At 66.6% G+C, this 21,882-nt stretch carries 19 protein-coding genes; 2 read left to right on the top strand and 17 right to left on the bottom strand.

Features of this window, described 5'->3' with window-relative positions; translation table 11 throughout:
- Positions 1–23: 23 nt before the first annotated feature.
- Genes ZAL01S_RS03575 through ZAL01S_RS03560 form a run of 4 tightly spaced genes read right to left on the bottom strand, consistent with a single transcriptional unit; the run spans position 24 to position 7,080 of the window.
- Complete coding sequence (locus ZAL01S_RS03575; protein ID WP_066079836.1) at positions 24–2,204, bottom strand: ATP-dependent DNA helicase RecG; 2,181 nt, start codon at positions 2,202–2,204, stop codon at positions 24–26.
- A complete protein-coding gene (locus ZAL01S_RS03570) occupies positions 2,201–4,642 on the bottom strand; it encodes a transglutaminase family protein (protein WP_066079833.1) in 2,442 nt (813 codons plus the stop codon). The genes ZAL01S_RS03575 and ZAL01S_RS03570 overlap by 4 nt, the downstream gene beginning before the upstream one ends.
- Positions 4,639–6,039, bottom strand: coding sequence for a DUF58 domain-containing protein (locus ZAL01S_RS03565; protein WP_083523021.1), 1,401 nt, complete (start codon positions 6,037–6,039; stop codon positions 4,639–4,641). The genes ZAL01S_RS03570 and ZAL01S_RS03565 overlap by 4 nt, the downstream gene beginning before the upstream one ends.
- Positions 6,040–6,045: 6 nt before the next feature.
- Positions 6,046–7,080, bottom strand: coding sequence for an AAA family ATPase (locus tag ZAL01S_RS03560; RefSeq protein WP_083523030.1), 1,035 nt, complete (start codon positions 7,078–7,080; stop codon positions 6,046–6,048).
- A gap of 90 nt (positions 7,081–7,170) precedes the next feature.
- On the opposite strand from ZAL01S_RS03560, the gene rsmD reads away from it, so the two are divergent.
- Entirely contained in the window at positions 7,171–7,755 is a 585-nt protein-coding gene (gene rsmD, locus ZAL01S_RS03555) for a 16S rRNA (guanine(966)-N(2))-methyltransferase RsmD (protein ID WP_066079828.1), read from the top strand.
- On the opposite strand, the gene ZAL01S_RS03550 is transcribed toward rsmD, so the two are convergent.
- Positions 7,752–8,768, bottom strand: coding sequence for a thiamine-phosphate kinase (locus ZAL01S_RS03550; RefSeq protein WP_066079825.1), 1,017 nt, complete (start codon positions 8,766–8,768; stop codon positions 7,752–7,754). The two genes, rsmD and ZAL01S_RS03550, sit on opposite strands and share 4 nt — an antisense overlap.
- A gap of 23 nt (positions 8,769–8,791) precedes the next feature.
- On the opposite strand from ZAL01S_RS03550, the gene ZAL01S_RS03545 reads away from it, so the two are divergent.
- A complete protein-coding gene (locus tag ZAL01S_RS03545) occupies positions 8,792–9,310 on the top strand; it encodes a DUF3515 domain-containing protein (protein ID WP_066079822.1) in 519 nt (172 codons plus the stop codon).
- Here ZAL01S_RS03545 and ZAL01S_RS03540 read toward each other — a convergent pair.
- From ZAL01S_RS03540 to ZAL01S_RS03485, 12 genes are all read right to left on the bottom strand, one after another.
- Positions 9,307–12,300, bottom strand: coding sequence for a vWA domain-containing protein (locus ZAL01S_RS03540; protein ID WP_066079820.1), 2,994 nt, complete (start codon positions 12,298–12,300; stop codon positions 9,307–9,309). The genes ZAL01S_RS03545 and ZAL01S_RS03540 overlap by 4 nt on opposite strands.
- A gap of 11 nt (positions 12,301–12,311) precedes the next feature.
- Positions 12,312–12,737 carry a hypothetical protein gene (locus tag ZAL01S_RS03535; protein WP_066079818.1) on the bottom strand — a complete coding sequence of 142 codons (426 nt, stop codon included), beginning with the start codon at positions 12,735–12,737 and terminating at the stop codon, positions 12,312–12,314.
- Positions 12,738–12,826: 89 nt separating this feature from the next.
- Positions 12,827–13,972: a D-alanine--D-alanine ligase family protein gene (locus ZAL01S_RS03530; RefSeq protein WP_066079815.1), complete on the bottom strand. Its 1,146-nt coding sequence runs from the start codon at positions 13,970–13,972 to the stop codon at positions 12,827–12,829.
- A 1-nt stretch (position 13,973) separates the two neighbouring features.
- Positions 13,974–14,990, bottom strand: coding sequence for an NAD(P)H-dependent glycerol-3-phosphate dehydrogenase (locus ZAL01S_RS03525; protein ID WP_066079812.1), 1,017 nt, complete (start codon positions 14,988–14,990; stop codon positions 13,974–13,976).
- A complete protein-coding gene (locus tag ZAL01S_RS03520; protein WP_244875316.1) occupies positions 14,983–15,795 on the bottom strand; it encodes a lysophospholipid acyltransferase family protein in 813 nt (270 codons plus the stop codon). Before ZAL01S_RS03520 ends, ZAL01S_RS03525 begins: the two co-directional genes overlap by 8 nt.
- Positions 15,795–17,165: a UDP-N-acetylglucosamine 1-carboxyvinyltransferase gene (murA, locus tag ZAL01S_RS03515; RefSeq protein WP_066079809.1), complete on the bottom strand. Its 1,371-nt coding sequence runs from the start codon at positions 17,163–17,165 to the stop codon at positions 15,795–15,797. Before murA ends, ZAL01S_RS03520 begins: the two co-directional genes overlap by 1 nt.
- 30 nt (positions 17,166–17,195) lie before the next feature.
- Positions 17,196–17,795, bottom strand: coding sequence for a 3-isopropylmalate dehydratase small subunit (gene leuD, locus ZAL01S_RS03510; protein ID WP_066079804.1), 600 nt, complete (start codon positions 17,793–17,795; stop codon positions 17,196–17,198).
- Complete coding sequence (gene leuC / locus ZAL01S_RS03505; RefSeq protein WP_066079801.1) at positions 17,795–19,258, bottom strand: 3-isopropylmalate dehydratase large subunit; 1,464 nt, start codon at positions 19,256–19,258, stop codon at positions 17,795–17,797. The genes leuD and leuC overlap by 1 nt, the downstream gene beginning before the upstream one ends.
- Before the next feature lie 152 nt (positions 19,259–19,410).
- On the bottom strand, positions 19,411–20,307 hold the full coding sequence (locus ZAL01S_RS03500; RefSeq protein ID WP_159421567.1) for an FHA domain-containing protein: 897 nt from the start codon (positions 20,305–20,307) through the stop codon (positions 19,411–19,413).
- 108 nt (positions 20,308–20,415) lie between these two features.
- Positions 20,416–20,694: a WXG100 family type VII secretion target gene (locus ZAL01S_RS03495; RefSeq protein ID WP_066079795.1), complete on the bottom strand. Its 279-nt coding sequence runs from the start codon at positions 20,692–20,694 to the stop codon at positions 20,416–20,418.
- Positions 20,695–20,797: 103 nt separating this feature from the next.
- Positions 20,798–21,079, bottom strand: coding sequence for a hypothetical protein (locus tag ZAL01S_RS03490; RefSeq protein WP_066079793.1), 282 nt, complete (start codon positions 21,077–21,079; stop codon positions 20,798–20,800).
- Positions 21,080–21,580: 501 nt separating this feature from the next.
- Positions 21,581–21,859, bottom strand: coding sequence for a hypothetical protein (locus ZAL01S_RS03485; protein ID WP_066079790.1), 279 nt, complete (start codon positions 21,857–21,859; stop codon positions 21,581–21,583).
- Positions 21,860–21,882 lie beyond the last annotated feature (23 nt).

The raw sequence follows: 21,882 nt of genomic DNA, 5'->3' as shown, positions 1-21,882 counted from the left end.
ACGATGAGACTCACGAGTGGCCGTCAGGAGGCACCGAGGAAGGCTCGCTCGCTCGAGCTCACACGGTTGATGGCGGAGCGGAGTTCGGGGTGGTTCTCGAGCGTCGGGTCACCTTCGAGCACCTCGGCGGCGCGGGCCCGTGCCTCGATGATGGTCTCTGCGTCATCCACGACGCGCAGGATGCGAAGCGAACTGGCACCACCAGATTGCGCGGCGCCGAGGACATTGCCTTCCTTGCGGAGGCGAAGATCTTCTTCGGCGAGGAGGAACCCGTCGAGCGTGCTCGCGACCGCTTCGACGCGTTCGCGCGCGGGAGTGTCCGGGAGCGCGTTCGTGACGAGCAGACACAGGCCCGGATGGCTGCCGCGGCCGACGCGTCCGCGCAGCTGGTGGAGCTGGGAGACACCGAAACGGTCGGCGTCGAGCACGATCATGACGCTCGCGTTCGGCACGTTGACGCCCACCTCGATGACGGTGGTGGCGACGATGACGTCGATGCGGCCCGCGGCGAAGGCCCGCATCCGCTCGTCCTTCTCGTCGGCGGAGAGCTTGCCGTGGACGGCTTCGATGCACTTGCCCGCGAATCGCGGCATCGCACGGAGGAGTTCCACGGTGTCTTCGACGGTGGCTGGTGGCGGGAGCGGCGCTGCCTCATCCTGCTCGGTCGGCAGTTCCGGTTCAGCGTCCGTTTCTGACTCGTCGCGGGAGATCGCGGAGCACACGACGAAGGCTTGCCGTCCAGCATCGAGCTCTTCCACGACGCGATCCCACGCGCGCTCCAACCAGTGCGGTCGCTCTGCCGCGGCGACCACGAAGCTCTCGATGCCCTGGCGGCCGCCCGGAAGCTCGGCGATCGTCGAGACGTCGAGGTCACCAAACACAGTCATGGCGACCGTGCGCGGGATGGGCGTCGCGGTGAGCACGAGGAGGTGCGGCGGGTGCCCTGCGCGCTGACGCAGCGCCTCACGCTGTTCGACGCCGAAGCGATGTTGTTCGTCGACGATGACGAGCCCGAGGTCTGCGAAGCTCACCTTCTCACCGAGGAGCGCGTGGGTGCCGATGACGAGTTTGGCGTCGCCCGAGGCAATGCGAAGGAGCGCCCGACGTCGCTCGCTTGTGGGGAGGGAGCCGGTGAGGAGTGTCGGCAGGAGCTTCGTGCAGAGCTCTGGCCCGAGGGATTCGATGACTGAACGGTAGTGCTGTGCGGCAAGCACCTCGGTCGGCGCGAGCAGCGCGGATTGGCCGCCGTCTTCCGCGGTTTGCAGCATGGCTCGGATCGCGACGAGCGTCTTGCCCGATCCGACCTCGCCCTGCACGAGTCGCTGCATGGCTTCATCCTGGGCAAGCTCGCGGGCGATCACCTCACCGGTCGTGCGCTGATCGTTCGTGAGCTCGAACGGCAGGCTCGCGTCGAACTGGTCGAGCACTCCCCCACCGCGGCGACGCCTCGGGAAGGCGGCGTTCTGACGCAGGAGCTGCCGCTGCTCGAGGAGCGCGGTCTGGAACACGAAGGCCTCGGTTGCTCTGAGGGCCTCCTTCGCGGCGGCAACGTCGGAGAAGCGGACCGGCTGGTGGATGCGGCGAAAGGCCTCGTCGAGGGTGAGCTGACCGTTCGAACGACGCAGCTCCACCGGCACCGGATCGGGGATGTCCGTGACCTCGCCGAGGACGAGCTTCACGGCCTCCTGCACCTGCCAGCTCTGCAGGCGCTTCGAAGCGGGGTAAATGGGGATGAGTTCATCCGCCCACCGCTTTGCGCGCGCATCGCTCGCATCCAATTCGAGCTCATCAAAGAGCTCGTAGTCGGGGTGGGCGAGCTGCGCGAGGCCCTTGTATCGGCCTACCTTGCCGGAGAAGATGCCGCGCACACCGGGCTGGAGCTCGCGGGAGCGCCAGGCCTGGTTGAAGAAGGTGAGCGTGATGTAGCCGCGACCATCAGTGATCGTCGCTTCAAGGAGCGAGCCGCCGCGGGATCGCATCCGCCGCTCGGTCACCTTGCGTACTTCGGCGACGATCGAGACGTGGTCGCCGACGGGGAGCTCGTCGAGGGCGGTGAGTTCCCCGCGCTTCGCGTAACGGCGTGGCGTGTGCCAGAGGAGCTCGTCGATGGTTGTGATGCCGAAGCTCTTCGCAAAGGATTCCGCGGCCCGTTCCCCGAGGAACGTCGAGAGCGGGGCGTCGAGCACGCTGGCGGATGCGTTCATCGGCGTCGTCTCCGCTGCATCCTGCGCCAACTCCGGCGAAGACGTTGCCGGAGACGTGGGCCCTCCGTGTTCGGCGGCATGAGCATGGCACGTCGGGCGGCCTGCGGGCCTGCGATCTCAGCGAGCGCCGTGCGAACGCATTCGACATCTGCCCAGGCTGCCTCCCCCGCGCCCTCGGTTCGCTGTTCAGGGCGGGCAAAGCGGGCACGCTCGGTGAGCTGCTGCAGGCGTTCGAGCGCGGCCTGCGCGACTGGGTGTTCCTCGAGGAGTTCTTGGAGCCGTGCTGAGGCGAGCGCGGGCGTCACGCGTTCAAGCCGCGTCTCCAGCTGCAGCTCGCTCGCGCGATCGGTCACGGCTCGCCACGCGGCCTTACCGGGTGTCATCGCCTCATCGTGTGCATCACCCAGGACGAGCGCACGCAGGCGTCGGAGACGCATCGCTCGGCGGATGCCAGGCAACGCGACGAGCAGCGCGAGTGCGAGGACGATGCCGACCAGGGTGAGGATGACCGGCATCGGCAACGCGGCAGGCGCAGCCTTCTCTGCCGGTGCGGGAGCAGCCGCACCCTCGCTGTCGCCGACCTCAGTCGCGTCCGGCGTCGGCGAGCCCGCGGGCACCTCACTCGGCGTGGGCGTCGCGGTCACGGTCTGCGTGACGGTCGGTGCGGGCGATTCCTCGGGAGCGTTCGGGTCGGTCGCGGTGAGCGTGCCCACGCCGTCGGCGGGGGTCGCCTCGTAGGGCACCCAGCCCATGTGCGGGACGTAGAGCTCAGCCCAGGCGTGGAAGTCCTTGCTCGAGACCTGGTAGAGCGTCTGGCCTTCGCTGTTCTCGCCCGCCCGTTCACCGGGCGTAAAGCCGACGACGATGCGGCTCGGGATGCCGAGCAGGCGCGCGCTCACCGCCATGGTCGAGGCGAAGTGCACGCAGTATCCGGACTTTGCGTCGAGGAAGGTAGCGATACCGGCAAGGTTTGAACCATCGTATTCCGAGGAAACGGGCGCTGTCAGGGAGTACCGGAACTCGCCGCTGTTCGCGAGCCACTGCTGCATCTCGAGGGCACGCTCGTAGGGGTTCGCGCCCGGGGTCGTCGCGCCGTCAAGCGCGGCCTGGATGGCCTCGAGTTCAGGGCTCTCGGGAAGCGTGGTGTAGGTGGCAAGCTCCGGCGGCACCTCGAGGGCTGCGCCGCTCGCCAGTGTCGGGCTGCCGAGCGGGAGTTCCGAGCGCACCTCAAGCACCTGCGAGGGAGCGTCACCATTCATCTCGTGCGTGTCACCGCTCGCAGCATCGAGAAGGTACTCACCGTGAAGCCCGTCGATGACGCGGGGATTGCCGGGGATCGGGAGGTATGCGCTCGTACCGCGCTGAATGACAAGGCCCGTCGTCACGGTGGCTGGTGCCGCGCCCGGGTCAAGCTGCGCGTCGCGAGGGAGTTCCTGGCCGCTCTGCACCGTGATGGCGGTGGCCGGGTCAGGCTCGCGCGGGCGCCATTCGCTCGCGTCATCGGGAAGATCCCCGAGCGTCACGAGTGAGAAGTACGGCAGCTCGCCGCTCGTGGTGGTCGTCGCGTACTGGAAGACGTTGACCGGGGTGGGTCGGCGCAGATCGTCACCCAGGTCGATGATCGGATTCACACGGTTTGAGGAGAGCGAGCTCGGGCCCTCTTGCCGGAACATCGGCAGTCCGCTCGGGGCGGGCAGCAGCTGCACGCCGACGAGACCCGCGACGATGGCCGCTGCGGTGAGCGCGATCGCACCGCCAAAGCCGGCAACGCCGCGCCCGTCCACGAGGAAGCCTTCGTCAGCGAGGGCCGCATCCGCGATCCTTCGACGCCACATCTGTGTCGTGACGAGGTAGAACGCGAGCGCGACGCTCAGGACAACGAGCGGCGCTGCGTCGATCGGCGGGACGGGACCACTCGCGCTGGCAACCAGCGGCACCGCCAACACGAGCAGCACCGGTGCGAGGGCTGCCGTGCCGAGCACTGCGCCGAGCGCCAGGAGGTCGACGAGCGTCGCGACCACCACGATGAGGCTGTGGAGGATGAGTCTCGTGCCGGGTGTTTCGCGCAGCGGTGGCGTGTCCGAGAGCAGCTGCGCGCCCGCCGCGGCGAGGGCATTCCCCCAGTCGAGTGGTGACCCGGCCCCGCCGTCGAGGGAGGACACGATCCACAGGCCCACGAACCCGGCACCGAGCGCCGTGAGCGTCGCAGTGAGCGACGAAGCGGTGATGCTGCGTACGAGCGCGGCCACGGCGAGCACCGCGACGAGGAGACCGATGCCCGGCGCGAACCAGGCGTCACCGCTGAGCACGGGGCGGATGACGACGAGCGCAGCCCCGATGACGAGGCCGGCGGAGAGCTCCACCATCCATGAGCCGCGTGCTTCCATATCGTCCGCAATCCGCGTTCGCGTGGCGGGCGTCTTCGTGTGGCGGCTCATCGGAGATCACCTCGTGCCGTGTGGGATCCGGTGCGTACCGTGGTCGCGCTCGCGCGGCGCTTGGCAGCTGTCCGCGCGCCCGGGTAGCGCGTCATCGAGGCCCACGGGTTTCGGGCGCGTGCGTGCACGAGGAGGACTTCCCATCCTTCATCGAGGAAGGGCTGCAGCGGCAGGCTGATCGGCCCCTCAGCGACGAGGATGAGCACGCCCGGGGTGGCCTGCGCGCCAAGGCGACTCAGCTGCGCCGTGTGTTCGGCATCCATCGCACGGTGCACGACGAACACGGGCGCCTTGCCGATGCGGGCGGCCCGCGATTGGATCTCGTCCAGCAGCGGCTCGGCACCGGATGCTGCATCCGCGGGCTGCACGCCCATGAAGTGGTGCATGACCGGCTCGATCGGATCCTCCGCCGCAGTTCGAAAGGACGCGCTCCCCTCGCGCTCGGTCTCCCACTCGTGCGTGTGCAGGAGTTCCGTCTCGTAGCCGCGCGCGTGCAGATGCGCGACGAGGCTTGCCGCGATCGAGACCGCCTGCTCGAGGGCGTGGTCAATGGGGGCCTGTGAGTCATCGCCCGCAGCATCCATGATGTCGAAGAGCGTCGCGTCTTCCACGCGCGCGGGAGCCTCCGGGTTCGGCGCCGTGTCAAGGATGACGATCGACGACACTTCTGCGTGGTGTTCTTCCTGCCGCACACGCAGTTCGCCGCTTCGAGCGGTGGCTCGCCAGTGGATGCGACGCATCGGGTCGCCGTGGCGGTATTCACGGGTGAGGACGTCATCCGAGTCTCCCGCGAGCGCGATGCCCGTCTCGACTTCACCGCCACTGCGGATCGCCGGCAGCTCGAGTTCGTCGAGCGGGTGCAGGCGCGGCCAGACTTGAACAGTAACGGGCTCGCCAATTTCAATGACGCGTCGGGTGAGACCGAGTGCGTCGACGTTGTCGAGGTAGAGAGGCCCCACATCGTGGACGCCTCGGCGGAGCGAGTCGAGGCTGAAGGCGATGCGACGGCGACGTTTGTTCGCGTTGGGATGCCAACGTCCGGCGATGCTGGGCAGCACACCACCGACCGCGGAGCGGCGGGCTCCCGGGGTGAGGTCGAAGTAGGAGACAGGTTCGAGCGAGATGAAGGCCCGGTTCTGCAGTTCTTCGACCACGCGAAGGCGGTCACCAACCGCGATCGTGCGCGGGAAGACAGTGCGTTCCAGCTCGATCTTGGGTCGGAACACGGCACGAAGGGCGAGCGCGAGCAGCGGCAGTCCGATGAGGAAGAGCCCCACGAGCAGCAGCATCTGCCGCCCGATGAGGTAGGCGATGAGCACGCTCATGAGCCCCACGACGAGGAGCCCCCAGGCTCGTCGAGTGGGCCGCAATCGGCGGGCCATCGTGCGAGTGGTCATGCTCGCCTAGGCGCTCGTGGGCGTCGGGATCTGCTGAACGATCTGGTCCATGACGCGGGCAGCCTCGGCGGTCCCGATGGCGCCACGGACGCTGCGCGAGTTGAGGACGAGACGGTGCGCGAACACGGCTCGCGCGAGCGACGTGATGTCGTCCGGGATGACGAAATCGCGGCCCTCAATGAGCGCGTTCGCCTTCACTGCCCGGAGCAGGTGGAGGGTTGCGCGAGGGCTCACACCGACGCGAATATCGTCGTGTTCGCGGGTCGCGCGGGCAAGCTCGACAATGTAGCGCTGCAGCACCGGAGCGAGGTAAACGCTGCGCGCGACCTGGATCATGGCCCGCACTTCGGCTGAGCTCACCACCGGGCGCAGCTGCGTGACAGGGTCGCCCTGGTCGCGGCGCTCGACCATCTTGAGTTCGGCGGCGAGACTCGGGTAGCCCATCGACATCCGGGCCATGAAGCGGTCGCGCTGGGCCTCTGGGAGGGCGTAGGTGCCTTCCATCTCGGAGGGGTTCTGGGTGGCGAACACGGTGAAGGGGTTCGGGAGGGCGTGCGTCACGCCGTCCACCGAGACCTGGTGTTCTTCCATGCACTCGAGGAAGGCCGACTGGGTCTTTGGCGAGGCGCGGTTGATTTCGTCACCGATGACGATGTTGGCGAAGACGGGGCCCGCCTGGAACTCAAACTTCCGGGCGTTCTGGTCGTAGATGGCGACACCCGTGACGTCGGAGGGAAGGAGGTCGGGCGTGAACTGGATGCGATTGACGCTCGCGTCGATGGAGGCGGCCAGCGACTTCGCGAGGACGGTCTTGCCGACGCCAGGCACGTCTTCAACGAGGAGGTGGCCTTCGCCGAGGAGGACCACGAGGGCGAGGCGAATCTGCTCGTCCTTACCTTCAATCACCTGGGCAATGTTCGCGCGCACACGGTCGATGCGCTCGCGTGCGGCGGCCACGTCGAGCTGGACAGCAGCGTGTGCGGGCAGGCTCGCACCGGGCGCCGTCGAGGCGGTGGCCGTGTGGGGGAATTGCTCGGTCATGTGGATACCTCCGACCAGAAAGTCTCCCATGAGTGAGCCGAACGCCCGGTGAGCGCGAGATTCGTCGACGCATCCCCGTAGGCTGCTGGCATGACGCGGATCATTGCTGGCGACGCTCGTGGCGTGCTCTTGACGGTGCCGAAGAGCGGCACGCGCCCCACCTCGGATCGTGTCCGCGAGGCGCTGTTCTCGACCCTCGAGTCGATGAACGTCATCGACGGTGTCGAGGTCCTTGATCTCTATGCGGGCACCGGCGCGCTCGGCTTCGAGGCGCTCTCGCGCGGTGCCGTCTCGGCGCACTTTGTCGAGAAAGCGCCGAAGGTTGCCTCGCTCATTCAGCGGCACGCCCGTGCGGTGGAGGATGCCGTGAAGCCGCGCCAGATCCGCTGCACCGTCGAGTCCCGGAGCGCCCTGCAGGCGGTCGCGGGGCTCACACCGGGGCTCGGGCTCGTCTTCATTGACCCGCCGTACGACGTCCCAGGTGCGGAGGTCACCGCGTTGCTCGCGGCGCTCGCCGACAAGCTCGAGCCGTGGGCGATCGTCGTACTCGAGCGCTCCTCCCGCGACCCGCTGCCGGAGCTTCCGGCAGCGTTCCGGCTTGAGCGCACGAAGCTCTACGGCGAGACCGCGCTCCACTACCTCGAGCTTGCCTCCGAGGAGGATGCGGCGAGCTAGTTCGAGAAGGGATCCCAGCCGATGGGTTCCCGCCCCTCGTCGTCGAGGAGGAGCCGAGATGGCTCGGGCGGCAGCACCTCGCCGATGCGGGTGAATGCCTCGGGCAGCACGACGTCGACGGGGAACGTCGCGAGCAGTGCATGATCTTCTCCCCCGCGGAGCACCAGCTCGAGCGGATCGTCCGGCAGGCCAGGAGATTCGGAAAGCTCGCGGGCAAGCCGCTCGGCGAAGGGTTCGAGGAGCGCCCGCTCAAAGCGCATCGTGACGTTGCTCGCCTCCGCCATGCGGTGTGCGTCGAGGAGGAGACCGTCGGAGACGTCCATCATGGCGCTCGCAGCGGCACGGGCCGCGGCCGGGCCTGCCGCGATGGGCGCGACCGGGCGCAGCTGTGCGGCCACGAGTGCCGCGCCACCCGGGCCGTAGGATTCGCGGAGCTGCTCGAGCGGTTCGTCGTTCGCGTAGGCGGCGAGGAGGGCGAGGCCCGCTGCGGATCGACCGGCATCCCCCGCGAGCGCGATGACGTCGCCCGAGCGAGCACCGCTCCGGACGAGGGGAGCGCGCCCCTCGAGATCGCCGAAGGCAGTCACCGAGATCTGGATGCGCTCGGCGGTCGCGAGGTCTCCCCCGACGATGCCGACACCGGGCGCGCACTCGTCGAGGGCACAGCTCAGGCCGCGCGCGAACTCTTCAACCCAGGCAACCGGGAGCGAGCCCGGGAGGGCCAGTGCGATGACGAGCCCGGTCGGGCGTGCACCCATAGCCGCGATATCGGCCAGGTTCGAGGCGATGGCTTTTCGCCCGAGATCTTCACCGCTCGACCAGTCGCGACGAAAATCGGGTCCCTCGTTCATCGTGTCGACGGTGATGACGACCCTGCCATCGGGTGCGTGGAGCACCGCAGCGTCATCTCCCGCGCCAAGCTCCGCATCCCGGGATGCCGGGATGTTCGCGAGGACGCGTGTGAGCAAGCCCCGCTCCCCGAGCTGGGCGACGGTGGTCCCTGTGGATGGCATGCCTCAACGCTATCCTGGGAGCGATGTTCACCGCCCGCACGCTCCGCCGTTCCGCCCTCACCCTCACTGGTGCGAGTGTGCTGGGGCTTGCCCTGGCTGGATGCCAGACGGTGCCGATGAAGCCCGCCCCGACTGCGCAGGCTGTTGAGTGCGCTTACGTGACGCTCGCACTGCCGGATGACGTGGCGGGGCTCCCCAAGCGCGGCACGAATGCGCAGGCCACGAGCGCCTGGGGGAACCCGGCTCGCATCCTCTACCGCTGCGGTGTCGACACGCCTCCCCCGAGCTCTGACGGCTGCGTGAGCGTGAACGGCGTGGACTGGATTCGCGACGACAGCGAAGCTCCCATGTACCGCTTCACCACCTACGGCCGCACCCCCGCGGTCGAGGTCATGATCGACGGTTCGCCGGAGGCCGGTGTCTCGGGCACGACGGCACTCACCGACATCTCGGATGCCGTGACGAAGATCACTGCGACGGACGGCTGCGTCGGCGCGGAAGAGCTCCAGAACGCGACGCCGACGCCAACCCCGACGCCCTAGCGTCCGTTCTTCGGCGGCACGTTCCATCCCGGGATGTGCGGCGCGTCCGGGCGGTCGTTCGTGCCCGGCGCTGCCGAAGGAGCCTCGGGACGCTGTTGCCTCGCGGGCTGCTGCGTCGTCCCCGGCCATCCAGTTGCTTGCTTCCAGGGGCCCTGGGTTGCGGCGGGCTCGCCCGTCGAGGGAGCTGCTGGCGGCGCGGCGGGGGCTGCGGTGTGCGCCCCCGTGCGCCACGGGCTTCGCGCAGACTCCTTCACCGGTGAGGTCGCCGCGGCAGGAGGCTGCGGCGTCGGCTGCGACTGCGGCTTCGCCGTGTTCCACACACTCGACGCCGCCGAGGAGCTCGTGTTCCACACCTCGATCGATTCCTTGCGCTCCGCGGCTGGGACGATTGCCCCCTTCGCGTCTTGGGCTGACTGTGTGCGGTTCGTCGCTGTCTCGAGCGCCTCGAGGAGCGTCGGTGTGGCCTCAGTAATGTGTTCGACAAGCGTCGCAAGCCGTGCCTCTTTCGCACCTGCGCGCGGGAAGACGACAAGATCCGCTTCGCCCGGACCGAACTCGGGGCGCACGATGAGGAGGAACTGCCCCTGCAGTGCGGCGGGCAGCTTCGCGGGCACGGCGCGGACCCCCTGCGCGGTCTCCACGCGCGAGAATCCGGGCATCCCGGGCATCCGTGAGGCGCGCGAACGAATCGTTGCGTCGCCGAGCCGAATGAACCGGACGCCCTGGTGCGAACCCGGCACAGCATCCTGTGCTTCGTGCTCGTGAATCTTGAGGGGCGCGCCATCTCGGCGAAGGGTGCCGTCATCGAAGCGCACACGCGTGCGCAGCATCGCGAAGGGCTTGGCGGGGACGCGAGCATTCCAAACGCCACCGGCCATGAGGATCGCGATCGGGACGAGCAGGCCGATGAGCAGGGCCGCCGCCGTGCCAATCCAGAGCGGCCACCCTTCCACGGGCTTGTGGGTCTGAGCCGTGAACTCCACCGGCACGACAATCTCGTCACCGGAACCGTCCGCGGCACCGATCGAGACAGGGATCGTGCCGCTCAGGGCGCCGGTCGCCGGGTATTCACTGCGGATCTCGAACCCAAGCCGCGCCTCACCGCCGCTCACGCAGTGATCCGGTCCGGTCGCCGAGCTCGACACGAGGAGCCTGCCAAGGCCAGCCGGGCCGGATGTGATGTCGACCTCGGTGCCGCTCGGAATCCAGGCGCAGCCTTCGCCCTTCATTGGGATCGAGCCCTTGAGTCCCTGTTGCGCGTCACCCGGTTCGATCGTCACCGTCCCGAGCTCCGGGTAGCTCGCCGGAGCAAGGATCTTCACCGGGATCATGACAAGTGAGGGTTCAAGGCGGGTGCCCTGCACCTTCGTCCCGTCGGGACGTTGGGCTGAAGCAGTCGTCATGTCGAGGCGCAGCACGAGTTCGCCGTCACCAACCGCGGCCTCGGAGAGGTCGATGCGGTGCCCCCTTCCGACATCCGCAAGATCACTCGTCGCAAAGATGGGATGCTCGGCCCCCTTGCCGTCAATGATCGTGCCCGAGTACTCCATCGAGCCGAGGAACTGTTTCGGGTCGAAACGGTCACCACCCGCCCGCGCGATCGAGAACACTTGGCCTGCGAGGGATTCGCCTGCGCGGAGCACCGCTTCGCTGCGGGTGTCCCACGCGGGCTTGAGACTCCCCGAGAGGTGCACATTCGACTTCGAGGTGCCGTTCCCGCCGACGAAGGCGAAGCGCCAGTAGCCCTGCCAGAGCGCGAGCTCCATCTTGTCCTTCGCGAACTCGATGGAGACGGTGCGTGGGGATCGCCACACTGCGGTACCCGTCATCCCATACTTTTCGAAGGAGATCGCCTGCCCGGCGGGCTTTGCCGGGATGGGGATGCCTGTGCCGTCGGGGAGCTTGAGCTCTGCCGACAGTCCCGGGGACGTCACGGTCGCAAGGATGCGCACCTCGGGCGTTGCCGTGTCGAGCACGAAGCCGTGCGCCTTGTCGTCGCAGAAACCGCTCGGGCACACGTCGGAGCTCTGCTGCAGCGGAGGCTTGCCGGGGTTCGAGATCGCGTCGAAGGCGAAGAGCATTTCGTCCATGTCGGCGGCCGTCGTGAACTCACCTCGCGGCCCGCGGCTCGTCGTCCCGCAGGTCGTGCCGGCCGAACCCTTGCCCGTCATGATCGCTTCGAGGAGGTCAAACTCGGTCTTGGGCGTTCCCGCTGGCGCGAGACCGATGCCGAACAGCGCCGTGTTGCTCGAGCCGAACTGATCGGCCACACCGCCTGCTCGGCAGAGGTCATCCTGAGCAAGCTTCGTGGCCTGCTCCACCGCGCCCGGGCTCCCCATGTCGAGGCCCGGAGCGTAAGGCTTTGTGACACCACCGCGCGGTTCGAGCGAGAGCTTGCCGTCGGAGAAAAGCACGATACCGCGGCAGCGTTCTGTGTCGGGGGTGGCGGCCTGACGCTCATCGAACATCTTGCGCGCGCCATCGAACGCGAGCCAATAGTCGGTATCAATGCCCTGGGTGCGGTTCTTGAGCTCCTGCACATCCGCCGACAGATCGCCGAGGCTCGTCGAGTCGAGGCGGGTCCATGGGCGAATCGTCGTCACCTCGTGCCCAAACGTTGCGATCGACACGTCGAGCGGGAGCTTCGATTTCTCGGCACTGTGCGCGAGCGATTCGAGGAAGAACCCTGCACTCGCCACACGGGCACCGTCCGGGTCAGTGACGCCGAGCGAGGTCGACTCGTCCACGAGCAGCAGCAGGTCTGCCTCGCCGCCACCGGCAAGACACGAGCCAAATCGCTGCGCGGGAGTCTGGGCACCAAGGCCGGAATACTGCGGCGCGGGCAGGACGGCGGCAGCCTCCGTGGGCGACATCATCGGGACCGCAGCTGCCGGTGCCACCGACGCTGAGAACGGCACGAGAACGCCAGCGCACGCGGCAATAGCGACCATGAGCGCCGCCAGCATCCGGCGAAGGCGAGTACCAAACATCCCAAACACGCCTACCACCGCGCCACCCAGGGTCCGAGAATGATCGCGCACGCGATCGTGGCGAGGAACATGGCGATGAGCGCAATCACGTGGAGACGGTCGGCCACGCGCGAGGGCACGAAGCGAGCCGAGGCGGAGCGCGTGAGGTTGATGCGCCGGGAGACGACGATGAGCACGGCCGCGAGCGGCCCCGCGAGCACCCAGCCAATGATCGCGAAGAGCATGAGCGCCCGGCCGTACACAATGCTCATCCCTGCGCCGGCAAGCGCCAGCAGGAGCGCCATCACGGCGAGCACGCCGCTCGGGTGGATGACGAGCGCCTGGCCCGTGTTGCGCGAGCTCGACACCGCGCCTTCACCGCGCGGAAACAGCATCGGAAGCGGGGTCTCCCCCGTATCGGTGCTCTCCCTCCCGTGATCGCGAGCGTTCTTGCCCATGTGCCTGCCTCCCACGGCATTCCCTTGCTTGAAGCTAAGGGACTATGGTGCGGGGCGCGGGTGAACAGCGGCTAACGAGCCGCCACGCCCTATCGCGCGGCGAGGCTGCGCTCGCGGCGGGCGAGCTGCTCACGGTCGTGTGCGAGGGCGACCTCGAGCAGCTCGGTGATGAGCTCGGGGTAGCTGAGGCCCGAGGCCTGCCAGCACTTCGGGAACATCGAGATCGGCGTGAAGCCGGGCATCGTGTTCACCTCGTTGATGACGAAGCCGTCCTCGGTGAGGAAGAAGTCCACGCGCGAAAGGCCTGCCGCGCCGAGCGCCTCGAAGGCGCGGATGCCAAGCTCCTGCATTTCGGCGAGCTCCGCATCCATGAGTGCTGCCGGGCATTCAAGCTCGACGCCGGGACCATTGAGGTACTTCGCGGCGAAGTCGTAGAACTCGGCACCCGAAAGCTTGATCTCACCGGCAACAGATGCACGCGGACGCTCGCCCGGCATGGACTCGAGGATCGCGATCTCGACTTCACGACCAATGACGGCCTTCTCCACGAGCAGGTGGTCGTCCTCGAGGAAAGCGACACGGAGCGCCTCGTCAATCTCGGAGGCGTCATGCACCTTCGAGACGCCGACCGAGGAGCCTGCACGTGCAGGCTTCACGAACATCGGGAAACCGACAGCGTCGATGAGCTCGGCACGAACTTGCTCCGGCTCGTGCATCCAGCGACGCTCCGTGATCGTGACGCCGTCAGCAACCTTGATGCCAGCGTGCTTGAGGATGAGCTTCGTGTAGTGCTTGTCCATCCCCGCCGAAGCAGCGAACACCGACGATCCCACGTAGGGCAGCCCCACGAGGTCGAGCATGCCCTGCACCGTGCCGTCTTCGCCGAAGGGGCCGTGGAGGATCGGGAACACCATGTCGATGACGCCGAGCGAGCGACGCGCACCGTTCTCGTCGACGAACACTTCACGGCTGTTCACTGTGTCCGGGAGCATAATCCGCGTGCCGTTGTCGACGATCTCTGGCAACGACTCAGGGTTGAGCTGGAAACCCTCCGGGTCGTCCGCCTCAAGCACCCACGCGCCGTCACGCGTGATACCGACCGGGATGACCTCGTAGCGGTCGCGGTCGATCGCGCCGAGGACACCGCCCGCCGTCGCGCACGAGATCGAATGTTCACTCGAGCGACCTCCAAACACGACCATGACGCGGGTGCGCTGGGTGGCGGGCTGGTTCATGTCACTCTCCTCGAGGGGTGTCGTCGTCTGTCGCCAAGTGCGGCGCAAGATCAGCGGGCTTCATTCGTCCATGCAGCACAGCATCGATCTGCCGAGCGATCGGCATGTCAATCCCCTGTGCTTCCGCGTGATCAAGCACGGGACGCACCGAGCGCAAACCTTCGGCGGTCTGCTCCATTTGCTGCACCACATCTTCGAAGACGTAGCCCTGGCCGAGCAGTCGCCCCGCCGTAAAGTTTCGGGAAAGCGGGGACTCGCACGTCGCAATGAGGTCGCCGAGTCCCGCCAGGCCCATCATCGTGCTCGCTTCCGCGCCCATCGTGAGCGCGAACTGCGTGATCTCGGCGAGACCGCGCGTCATGACGGCAGCCTTCGTGTTTTCCCCGTAGCCGACGCCATCCACGATGCCGACGGCAATCGCGATGAGGTTCTTCAGGACGCCGCCGTATTCGGTGCCGACGACATCCGTGTTCACAAAGGAACGCAGGTAGCTATTGCGCGCGATGCGGGCAACACGGTCGGCGGTCTCACGGGACTCGGACGCGACGACGATCGCGGTCGGTTCCTCGCGCGCGATCTCCATGGCAATATTCGGCCCCGAGGCCACAGCGATGCGCTCCATCGGGATCCCCGAGACTTCGGCAATCACTTCGCTCATGCGAAGACCGGTCGAGCGCTCAACACCCTTCATGAGGCTCACGAGGATCGCATCCTCCTTGAGCATCGACCGCATCTCTTCGAGACGTTCACGCGCCGCCTGCGCGGGCACCGAGAGGAAGAGCACATCCGCGCCGATCACGACAGGTTCGAGCTCGTGGTTCGCGGTGAGCCCGAGCGGCAGGTCGATGCCGGGCAGATACTGCGTGTTGCGGTGCGCGTCGTTGATCTCGACGGCCTGTTCAAAGCGGCGAGCCCACAGCGTCACCGGGCGACCACCGTCGACGACAACCTTGGCGAAGGTGGTGCCCCAGTTGCCGCCGCCGATAACGGCGATCCGCTCTGTTCCGGGCTCAGTCATGGCGCTCAGTCGACTCAGTCTGCGTCGCCTGCTCGGTCTGCTCCTTCTGCTCAGCAGTCGGCTCAAGCTTGGCGACGTGGTGGATGTAGAGCTCCTCGGGCGGGGTCTCCCCCGGACGAAGCTCGGCCTGGAGTTCGACGATCCGCTCCATCAGGCGGTCGGATGCCTCCTGCACGATATGACGGTCCTTCGCGTCGAGCTCAAGCTCGCCAAGATCCATCGGCTCGCCAACGTTGATAACGATCGGCGTGCGGAAGCGGAGCGTCGGACGCTTCGCGTAGCGACCGTAGACCGCTTGCGTCCCCCAGTGCGCGAAGGGCACGAGCGGGATGTTATGGGCTGCCGCGAGGCGAACCGCACCCGACTTGCCGCGCATCGGCCACAGCTGTGGTTCCCGCGTGAGCGTGCCCTCGGGGTAGATGATGACGCCGCCACCGGTCTCCATGAGACGCTCGGCAGCCTCAACAGCTTCGCCGCCGCCGCGGCCACGCTTGACCGGAATCTGGCCGGAAGCGTTGAGTAGCCACTTGAGCACCGGGACGCGGAAGAGCGAGTCCTTCGCCATGAAGCGCGGGATGCGCCCCATCCTCCACACGCCGTAACCGATCACGACCGGGTCGAGCTCGGACAGGTGGTTTCCGGCGAGCACGAAGGGCCCGTTCTGCGGAAGCTTGCCACGAATCTCGTACTTGAACAGGATCGAGAACAGCGGCGCCACCATGAGGTAGATGAGCCAAAAAATGCTCGGCTTGCTGCGCTCACCCGAGCCGCGCGGCTTCGTGCGCTTCGTCTGTTCCTCGCTCACTAGCTTTCAACCGTGAAGTCGGCTCCGAGGTCGTGGAGCTTCTGGATGAAGTTCTCGTAGCCGCGGGCGATGATGCCCACGTTCGAGACGCGCGAGACGCCATCCGCTGCGAGTGCTGCGATGAGGTGGCTGAAGCCACCGCGCAGGTCGGGCACCTCAATGTCGGCACCGTGAAGCTTCGTCGGGCCGGAAATGACGGCCGAGTGGAGGAAGTTGCGCTGACCGAATCGGCAGTGCTCCGAGCCGAGGCATTCGCGGTGGAGCTGCACGGTCGCACCCATGTCGACGAGCGCGTCCACGAAGCCAAAGCGCTGCTCATACACGGTTTCGTGCACGATCGACACACCGTGCGCTTGCGTGAGCGCCACGACGAGCGGCTGCTGCCAGTCGGTCATGAAGCCCGGGTGCACATCGGTTTCGATGACGACCGGCTTGAGGTCGCCGCCGGGGTGGTAGAAGCGGATGCCGTCCTCTTCAATCTCGAACGCGCCACCGACCTTGCGGAACACGTTGAGGAAGGTGAGCATTTCAGCCTGACGTGCACCGGCCACGAAGATGTCACCCTTCGTGACGAGCGCGGCGGATGCCCAGCTCGCGGCCTCGTTGCGGTCGAAGATCGCGCGGTGGCGGTACCCCTCGAGACGGTCGACACCCTCAATGCGAATGACGCGGTCCGCGTCAACCGAGATCGAGGCGCCCATCTTCTGCAGGATGTTGATGAGGTCCATGATCTCGGGCTCGATCGCGGCGTTGCGCAGCTCGGTGCGACCAGTTGCGCGAACCGCCGTGAGGAGCACCTGCTCAGTGGCGCCCACCGAGGGGTAGGGCAGCTGAATCTTGGCACCCGAGAGGCCGTCGGGGGCGCTCATGCGGATGCCGTCGGGCAGCTTCTCGATGACCGCACCGAAGTTGCGCAGCACCTCAAGGTGGAAGTCAATCGGACGGTCACCGATGCGGCAGCCGCCGAGGTCCGGAATGAACGCCTCACCCAGGCGGTGCAGCAGCGGGCCACAGAAGAGAATCGGGATGCGGCTGGATCCTGCGTGCGCGTTGATCTCGGCCATGTGAGCCGATTCAACGTTCGACGGGTCGAGGTGAAGATCACCGGAAGCATCGTCGCGCTTGATCCGCACGCCGTGAATCTCAAGGAGCCCCGAGACAACACGCACGTCCGAGATGTTCGGGACGGCCTTGAGCAAGCTCGGCGTCTCGCCCAGCAGCGCCGCGACCATCGCCTTGGTGACGAGGTTCTTGGCACCACGAACCTCGATGCGCCCCTTCAGCGGTTGACCACCACGGAACGTGATCGTGTCTGCGGTCAGGCCAACGGCGCTGCCGTGAAGGGCAGCATCCTGCGTGAGCGAGTTCATCTGAGGGGGAATCCTTCCGTTGAAAGCGCGTTAGCGCTGCAAAGGAAGCGTACGCGGCATCCACCCCGGACGGCGGGATTCAAACTCCAAGATGTCTGACTCGTTACGAAGCGTGAGGGCAATATCGTCGAGACCCTCCATGAGGCGCCACCGCGTGTAGTCGTCCACGTCGAAGGGCAACACGAGCGCGCCCGCGGTCATCTCGCGGCGCTCCAGATCGACCGACACGCTCATGCCGGGGTTCGCGAGGAGCGTATCCATGAGGCGTTCCGCGTCGGTTTCGGCGAGCTGAGCGGCGAGGAGGCCCTGCTTGCCCGCGTTGCCGCGGAAAATCTCACCAAAACGGGCGGAGAGGATGACGCGGAAGCCGAAGTCCCGCAGCGCCCACACCGCGTGTTCGCGGCTCGAGCCGGTGCCGAAATCGGGGCCCGCGACGAGCACCTTCGGGTTCGCGTATTCGGGGCGGTTGAGGATGAAGTCTTCATCGCCGCGCCAGCCAGCGAAGAGGGCATCCTCGTAGCCGGTCTTCACGACACGCTTGAGGTAGACGGCCGGGATGATCTGGTCGGTGTCGATGTTCGAGCGGTTCAGCGGGACGGCGACACCCTCGATCTTCGTGAGCGGTTCCATTACTTCGTCTCCTTCGTGTCGTCGTTGACCGAGTCAAGGTCTGCCGGGGTTGAGAGGGTGCCGCGGACGGCGGTTGCGGCGGCGACGAGCGGCGAGACGAGATGGGTCCGGCCGCCCTTACCCTGGCGTCCTTCAAAGTTTCGGTTCGAGGTGGAGGCGCAGCGCTCGCCAGGCGAGAGCTGGTCGGGGTTCATGCCGAGGCACATCGAGCAGCCCGCAAAGCGCCACTCGGCGCCGAAGTCGGTGATGATCTTGTCGAGGCCCTCGGCTTCTGCCTCGAGGCGAACGCGGGCAGAGCCCGGCACGACCATGACGCGCACGCCCGGTGCCTTCGTCCGCCCCTTAATGACGCTCGCGAAGGTGCGGAGGTCTTCGAGACGAGCGTTCGTGCACGAGCCCATGAACACGGCATCCACGGGGATGTCCTTCATCGGCGTACCCGGTGCGAGATCCATGTATTCGAGGGCGCGTTTGGCCGCCTGACGGTCGGTGGCATCCGTCATCTCGGCAGGGTTCGGCACACATTCGTTGAGGCTCACACCCTGACCCGGGTTTGTGCCCCAGGTCACGAATGGCTCGAGCTCGTTCGCGTCAATGAAGACTTCTGCGTCGAAGGTGGCGCCCTCATCGGTGGGGAGCGTCTTCCAGTAAGCGACAGCCTCATCCCAATCGGCGCCCTGAGGCGCGTGCGGGCGGCCCTCGAGATACTCGAAGGTGGTCTCGTCCGGAGCGACCATGCCGGCTCGGGCACCCGCCTCGATCGACATGTTGCAGATCGTCATCCGGCCCTCCATTGAGAGCGAGCGGATGGCAGAGCCGCGGTATTCGAGGACGTACCCCGCGCCGCCACCCGTGCCGATCTTTGCAATGACGGCCAGGATGATGTCCTTCGCCGTGACGCCCGGGCGCAGCTCCCCCTCGACATTGACGGCCATCGTCTTGAAGGGCTTGAGTGGCAGTGTCTGCGTGGCGAGGACATGCTCCACCTCGCTCGTGCCGATACCGAACGCCATCGCACCGAAGGCACCGTGCGTGGAGGTGTGCGAGTCACCGCACACCACCGTGATGCCGGGCATGGTGAGGCCGAGCTGCGGGCCGACAATGTGCACGATGCCCTGTTCGGTGTCACCGAGCGAGTGAAGGCGGATGCCGAACTCCTTGGCGTTCTGGCGCAGCGTGTCGATCTGCAGGCGGCTCGTGGCGTCTTCGATCGGCTTGAGGATGTTCACGGTCGGGGTGTTGTGATCCTCGGTGGCGATCGCCAGATCCGGCCGCCGGACGGGGCGCTCTGCCTGGCGCAGGCCGTCGAAGGCCTGCGGGCTCGTGACCTCGTGCATGATGTGCAGGTCAATGTAGATGAGGTCGGGTGCACCGTCTTCGCCGCGGCGGACAATGTGGTCTGCCCAGACCTTTTCGGCGAGGGTTCGAGGCGTGTTCGTCGCAGTGTGGGTGTGCGTGTTCATCAGTGGGCTCCATTGCATCGTCGATGGTTCAGGCACGCAGTGGCCTCCGCGACGGGGAGCGCCTGAGGCTAAATCCCGTCGCGGCGACGAAGAAGTCGGAGCGAGAACATGCTCAGCACCTTAGCAGGAGGCTCCTGAGAGAGGTCTTGGCGCTAGTTCGTGGCTTCGACCACGATCGGATACTCGCCGAGCTGGATGATGTCGCCCGGCTGCGCAGCGAGGGGCGTACCCGGATCCACGGCGCGCGCCTGCTCGAGGGATCCGCCAGGAAGCACGGCAACGCCGTTCGTGGAGTTCAGGTCGTCGACCTTGACCACGCCGTCGACGGCGACGACGCGAGCGTGCGTCTTCGACATCGTACGGGTCGGGTCTTGCAGGGCGCGGACGATTTCGCCGGGGAACTGCTCTTGTGCGGGGTTGCGGCCGAGCACCATGGCACCGGTCACAGGGATGCGTTCCCCATCCGGCAGAGCCAAGACAAGGGCTGCCTGCTGCAGCGCGGGCGTGGGCTGCGCCGCACGAGTGACTGGCATGGCCGGCGCGTTCGGCAGCTCGACATCGGCAAAGCGCGGGAAAGGCGGGAGTCCACCGTTCGACGCGTCGTAGCGAAGCGGCACGGTGCCATCGGCGACATGGTTCGAGAGCGGAATGCTCGAGTTCGGGATCGGCTCAGCCCGCGGCGCGGCGGGAGCAGCCGGTGCTGCCTGTGCGGGCAGCGAGGAGTACCCGGAGGCGGAGTCAACGCGCGGGCGGGGAGGCTCCGGCTTTGCGGGCGCCTCATGCCCCGTCGGCATCGGCGGGGGTGCTGGCGCGGCTACTGGCTGCTGCGTCGCCGACTGGGGTGCGGGAGCAGGCGGCTCGTTCCGCGGCGGTTCCGGGAAGGACGGCGTCGACGCCGATTCGGCAGGTGCCGCGTGGGCTCCCGCTGGTGCGGCGTCATCCGGGGCCGCAGCTGGCAGCGGGGCAATCTGCGGCGAGCGCTCTCGAGGAGTCGACGTCGACGGGCCGAACAATCCGGGCGGGGGCTCGATGAATCCTGCGTTTGCCACGAATGCATCCTAAGTGAGTGAGCTGGCCTAGAACGACCCGAGCGGTATTCACAGGCAAGTGCAAGGGGCGGTGGGTCATCCCACCGCCCCTTGCGTTTGCCTCGCGAATTAGATGAGCGAGGTAGCAGCCTGCTGTGCAGCCTGCTCGCGGAGCTCGATCGCAGCCTGCTCCATTTCCTGGATGACGCTGTCGAACTTCGGACGGATCTCCGAAGCGAACTCTTCAACAAACTTGTCGGCGTCCGGCCCGTTCCAGATGTCTGGAATGAGCGAGTCAACCTTTTCCTGAAGCTGGTCGCGTGCGGTCTCAACTTCGCCGCGCTGCATGTCGATCACGCCAGCAACACGCATCATGTCTACCGGGTCGCCACCCGACATTCCGAACATTGTGGACCCTTCCCTCTTGTCGCGCTACCTACAACTCGTCTTCCGGAGACACCAACGCGGAGCCGCTCCTCACGGAACGACTCCGCGTTCGCGTTCGCAAGAACTAGCGAGCCGAGGTCTCTTCCTGCTCGTTGATGTTGCGGAGGAGCTCCGGCGAGATGTCTTCCGAGAGGCACTGCGTGGCAGCCTCGTAGGCCTTGTCAACCGTGTCCATCCAGTCCTGCTGGTACTGGTCTGCGTCCTCGCCCCACCAAGCCGACTCAACGAACTCGATGATCATGTCGTTGGCGTCGCCGCGCGACTGCGTGGTGCCGTCCTCGACCTGGTCGACGGCGTCCTTCTGAGCCGTAACCTCGTCGATGTTCATACCGTGCGTGAATGCCATGATGCCACCTTTGCTATGTCGTGTGTTTCTGCGTCCCACTCCCTGTAGGAACGCTTCCACTGTAGGAACGGCATTGCGGGTACTCAATGGGGAGGAGTACCCATCCCCTCCCCACCTCTTCCCCCACACTGAGGGACGCAGTAAATCCCCTGATCACCGCGATATTTTTTACTACTCAAGTGAGGACTCAACGGTACCCAATCATGGGGACTTCTCCCCTCTGATTCGACTTCTGACGTGGAATGACATCTCGGGTGCGGCAAGTGAGGTGATGCACGCCCGCACCAGGCTCACCACGCACACTTCGACGGCATCCACGTCAACACCCCAGTCGACCGCCGGCGGTGATTCGACTCAGGCGCTGTAGAACCCACTGCCACCTCATCGGAGACGCTGACCGCCCGAGCCAGCAGGTCAACGATCGCTGCCCGACACAACGAGAGCGGGTGCGGAACCCGATGGTTCCGCACCCGCTTTGCGAGCGTCGAGACGCGGCCAAACTTACTGGGCCGAGGTCTGCTCCTGCTCGTCGATGTCCTTGTCGAGCTCGGTCTTCTTCGCCTCGAGAGCCGACTTCACAGCCTCGTAGAGCTGGATAGCCTCGTCGAGCTTGCCGTCCATCTCAACCTGGTCCTGACCGGCCCAGTTCTCCTGAAGAGCCGACTTGATGTCGTTGAGCTTCTGGATGTCGTCGTCGATCATGTCCATGCGGACCTGAATCTGCTGCGAGACCTCGCGGCCGCGCTCAATGTCCATACCCTTCATGCCGTTACCACCCATGATGCACACCTTTCCTTGCTCTG

Source organism: [Zimmermannella] alba NBRC 15616, assembly GCF_001570905.1.
Classification (GTDB): domain Bacteria; phylum Actinomycetota; class Actinomycetes; order Actinomycetales; family Microbacteriaceae; genus Pseudoclavibacter; species Pseudoclavibacter albus.
This window is presented reverse-complemented; position numbering and strand designations above follow the sequence as displayed.